The 4,778-nt window shown below is 68.9% G+C and carries 2 protein-coding genes; both read right to left on the bottom strand.

Going from position 1 to position 4,778, the window contains the following annotated elements; translation table 11 throughout:
• Window positions 1–84 precede the first annotated feature (84 nt).
• Window positions 85–4,047, bottom strand: a complete 3,963-nt coding sequence (locus AC1MIR_RS27565; protein ID WP_480031365.1) for a hypothetical protein — start codon at window positions 4,045–4,047, stop codon at window positions 85–87.
• 175 nt (window positions 4,048–4,222) lie between these two features.
• The coding region (locus tag AC1MIR_RS27560; protein ID WP_480031364.1) for a helix-turn-helix domain-containing protein at window positions 4,223–4,778 on the bottom strand (556 nt) is incomplete at its 5' end.

The following is a 4,778-nucleotide window of genomic DNA, read 5'->3' as shown; positions in this document are numbered from 1 at the left end:
GCGCGGCGGCGGGGGGGGGCAAACGCGCCCGGCCCGGGGGGCGGGCCCGCGACCCGAGTTCCTCCCGCGCGCGGTTGCGCGCCTTCAGACCACGATCAGGTCCCCCGCGCCGAGGACCACGCCGCCGCGCAGGATGGCCACAAGATCGCGGGCTTCGCCGCCGGCTCCATCCGCATCCCACCAGAGACGGCCGGCACCCGTTTCGAACACGAAGGTGCCGAGGCCCGGCGTCGTCGCCTGGCCGCTGGCGTTCGCCACGAAGCGCGAAGGATCGAGCGGGCCTGCCACGAGCGGCGCGTCGGGCGGCGCGGGAAGGAAGGCGGAGCCGAGGATGCCGATGCGGTCCAGGCCGAGCTCGAAATCGATGATGATGTCGGCGTCGCCGGGGCTCGGCGGCACGGCACTGAACAGGAACAGGTCGGCCTCGGTGCCGCCGATCAGGCGGTCGCGCCCGGCGCCGCCGTCCAGGGTGTCCGCGCCGTCCATGCCGAGAACCGTGTCCTCGCCGAGGCCGCCGGCGAGGCTGTCCGCGCCGCCATCGGCGCGCAGGCGGTCGCCGCCCGCGCCGCCATCCAGGCTGTCGGCGCCGTCATAGCCGATGAGGACATTGGCGCCCGCGTTTCCGCGCAGCAGGTTGTCCCCGGCATTGCCGCGCAGATGGAGGTCGTCGCCGCCCGACAGCACGCCCGCTTCGATGTTCGGGTGCAGCTTGAGGGAAACCGTGCCGGAGACGGTGTCGGCGCCCTCGCCCGGCCGCTCGATCGCGAGATCGAGCGGATCGTCGATGCGATAGAGGTCGTCGCCCGGTCCGCCCAGCAGGAGATCGGCACCAAGCCCGCCATCCAGCGTGTCGTTTCCGGCCAATCCGATCAGCGTGTTGCCCAGCGCGTGGCCGATCATGAAATCGTGCCCGGTTGAGCCGAGGACGAGGCTGGAGGCGTCGTAGGTGATGTCGGTGTAACCGGTGGCGGCCGTCGCGGTGAAGGTGCCGCCGAAGTCGCCGACGAGCGTCACCGAGGCCAGCACCATCTGGTTCGAATCGGTGATCTCCAGCACCGTCTGCGTGGCCGGCCCGATCGCCTTGACCTGGAAGGTGCCGGGGCCAAGGACGCGCAGGATGTCGTCCGCCGTGTCGAAATCCTCGATCTGGTCGCCGTCGAGGTCGTCCGGCGTGCCCGCGAGGACGTCGAAGCCATCGCCGCCCGTCATCGTGTCGGCGCCGGCGCCCCCGGTCAGGGTGTCATCGCCGCGGTTGCCGTCGAGGTTGTCATTGCCGTCGCCGCCATCGAGGCTGTCGGCGCCGTCGCCGCCGCTGAGCGCGTCGTTGCCGTCCCCACCCGTCATGGTGTCGGCCTCGCTGCCACCATCGAGCGAGTCGTCGCCGCCGCCGCCGTCGACGTTGTCGTTGCCGTCGTCGCCGCTGAGCAGGTCGTTGCCGTCCCCACCCGTCATGGTGTCGGCCCCGCCGCCAGCATCGAGCGAATCGTTGCCGCTGCCGCCGGCGAGGACGTCGTCGCCGTTCTCGCCTTCGAGAGAGTCGTTGCCGTCGCCGCCGTCGAGCGTCTGCGCAATACCGCTGCCGATGAGCGTGTCGTTGCCGCCCATGCCGTAGAAGTCGGCGGAGCTCTGCCACCACGTTCCGTTGTCGGGATCGCCGACCATGCTGTCGGCACCCGACGTTCCCCAATAGGCTTCGACCGTCCCCAGCACGACGGTGTCGTGGAAGCCGAAGGCGTCGATCCAGGTCCCGTTGGTGGCGAAGGCGAGGGAAACGATGACGCCCGCCGTGCCGTTGTCGGCGAAGGCGATGACGTCGTAGCCGTCGCCGCCGTCGATGGAGTCGGCGCCGAGCCCGCCTGTGATCGTATCGTTGCCGGCGCCGCCGAGCAGCGTGTCGTTGCCCGCCTCCCCGACGATGGTGTCGTTGCCGTCGCCGCCGTTCAGGGCGTTGTTGTTGTCGTCGCCCGTCAACGTGTCGGCGAGCGCCGTACCGATCAGGTTCTCGATGCTCGTGAAGGTGTAGGCGCCATCAACGGTATCGGCGGCATTCTTTCCCGTGCCGTAGGACTGGCCTGTGGCCGGCGTCAGGCTTGCGACCAAGCCATCGCGCGAATAGGCGAAGGATGCCGTGTCGGCGCCATCGCCGCCGTCGAAGTCCGCCGCCGCGCGCCCGCCGAGGGGCTTGGCTGCAGACAGCAGGTCGTTCCCGTTGCCGCCGGAGAGCTGGTCGCGGTTCGGCGCGTCGGCGGCGTTCCAGCCATAGAGCACATCATCGCCGTCGCCGCCCGCGAGGCTGTCCTGGCCCGACGAGCCGTTGAGGATGTCGTCGCCGCCATAGCCGAGGACAACGGACGAGTTGGTGACCTGTGGGACAGCCGGGGCGTTGTCCCAGTCATCGGGCGCAAAGCCGTGCACAGTGATGAAGATGAGGTCGCCCATGCTGGTGCCGGCGACAAAGGTGTTGTTGCTGAGGACCGTGGGGCTGACTGTGATCTGCGGCCCGAAGGCGCCGTAGACGTTCGTCTTGGTGCCGCTGGGCGCCTGGAAGGGGAGCTGGGCACCCGCGACGATCGGCACCACGCCCTCGGTGTAGCTGGAGGGGTCCGTGGGGAACGGGTAGGCCGACACGGTGTCCTCGACGCCGTCCTCATTGATCGTCACCACGTGGTCGAAGACATCGTCGATGAAGGCCTCGATCACCTTGTCTCCGCTGTTGGTGATGCCGAAATCCGCGAGGAAGTCGGTGCTGATGAAGACCTGGGCGAACAGCGTGCTGACGTTGTTCACCGTCCTCGAGAATTCGATGGCCCAGCCGCTCAGGCCGGGCACCTCCGTCTGGGCGACATTCGTTATGTTCGTATCAAGGATCGTTGTGTCGTCGTCGGCGAGCGGCAGGAACAGCACGTCCTCGCTGGGGTCGAAGTCGGTGACGATCATGATGTCGTTGCCGGTGGGCTGCGGCGGCGGCGACTTGTCCTGGTGGAACAGGAATCCCAGCGCCTTGCTGGTCAGGCCCCCGATCGCATAGCTCAAGCCGCCCAGCAGAAGTCCGCCTCCCACGGTCGAGAAGAACGCCTCGGCCGCGGCCTCCGTCAGGCCCTCGACACCGGTGCTGACGACGCCGGCGCCGACGTCGCCGACGAAATCGGCGCCCCAACTCTGCCAGAAGCTCTGGTCGTCGTTGGCGTCCTCGGGCGAGGGCGGCGTGTAGCTCAGCAGGAAGGCGTCCGCGCCCGGCCCGCCGGTCAGGACGTCCAACCAGCCGGCCCCCCGCGGACCGCCATCCAGCATGTCGTTGCCGTCGCCGCCGTTGAGCGTGTCGCCGAAGGACTCGCCGCGAAGCTGGTCGTCGCCGTCCCCGCCCGCCAGGCTGTCGGCATCCGTCCCGCCATAGATGACATCGTCGCCGTCGCCCGCGTCGATGACGTCCTTGTCGTTGTAGCCGGAGGCCGTGTCGACGCCGCCGATCAGGGTGTCGGCACCGCCGCCGCCATGGAGGGTGTCGGCTCCGTAATTCCCGAAGATGTAGTCGTTGCCGTCGACGACGTTGGTGTCCGCGCCGGTCGGCATGCTCCACTCGGTGTCGCTGACGTAGATCGGCGCATCGGCGAAGTCGCCGTAGATGATGTCGTTGCCGGTGCTGCTGGAGGTGATCGAGTCGTTGCCCGAGCCGCCTACGAAAAGATTCCCGTCCGGGTTGCCGTAGGCCTCGGTGATCGTGTCGTCGCCAAGGCCTGCGAACACCGAATCCGTGTGTCCGCCGACGACGATCGTGTCGTCCGTGTCGACGAGCCCGAAATTCGACAAGCCAGGGTAGCCGAGCGCGATGTGGTAGCGAAGGTCCGACCCGTAATCGAGACTTCCAGGTCTGTCGAAAAAATATGATGTGATGCCCGTGTATCCCGTAAGATAGTAATAGGCGGGCGCATCATTGATGATATCGCCACCGGGATTGGTCACGAAGTTCCCGTAGTAGCGAAACTGCGGCGTGATATAGGGCTGGTACTCGTCGACCCCATTCTGGACGTAGATGGTGAAGGTGGTCATTGCCCTGCCTCGCCCCCTCGCTCCCCGCGCGGGCCGGCTCTTGTCGTGGCCGGCCGCTGCGCAACGGCCGAAGGCTAGGGCGACGACCAGGCCTCGTCATTGTGCTGGTGTCTCAATCTGCCGGGCCGGCGTCCGACGCTCTCCGGCGCCAGGCCAGCCATCTCAGCCAGCCATCTCAGTTCGCGCGCATCCAGTCGAGGACCGGGGAGAGGATGCCCGGTGCCGCGGCTCTCGGGCTCGTGCCGTCCGGCTGCTCCGCCGGGGCGAGACAATCCGAGGGCGCAAGGCCGAAGCGGCGGCGGAAGCCGTGGTGGAAATTGGCGGCGTCATGGAAGCCCCAGCGCTCCGCCACCCGCCGCACCTCGCCGCGCCGCGCCGGCGTCCGCGTGAGCTCCGCGAAGCAGCGGTCGAGCCGCAGGCCCGTGATGTAGTGGCGCGCGCCGCCTTCCGCGCAGAACTGGCGATAGAGGGTCGCGCGCGACATGCCGAGATCCCGGCAGAGCCGTTCGACCGTCAGGTCCGGGTCGTCCAGATGGTGGTCTATGTAGCGCCGCAGGAGGCGTTCGCGGCCGCGCGCGGCCGCGTCGCCCTCCCCCGCGGGGGTGGTTGCGAGCAGGGGGCCGGGGAGATCGCATCGCGCCGCTGCGAGATCCGGGGCGGCATCGGGACAACTCGCCTCCGCCCCGCGCAACGCCTCGAGCGCGAGGACGAGAAGGCGTCCCTGCGCCGAG

This window comes from Falsiroseomonas sp. RANM36 (assembly GCF_056682175.1).
Note: the sequence above shows the minus strand (reverse complement) of the source record. Positions and strands in the feature narration are given on the sequence as shown.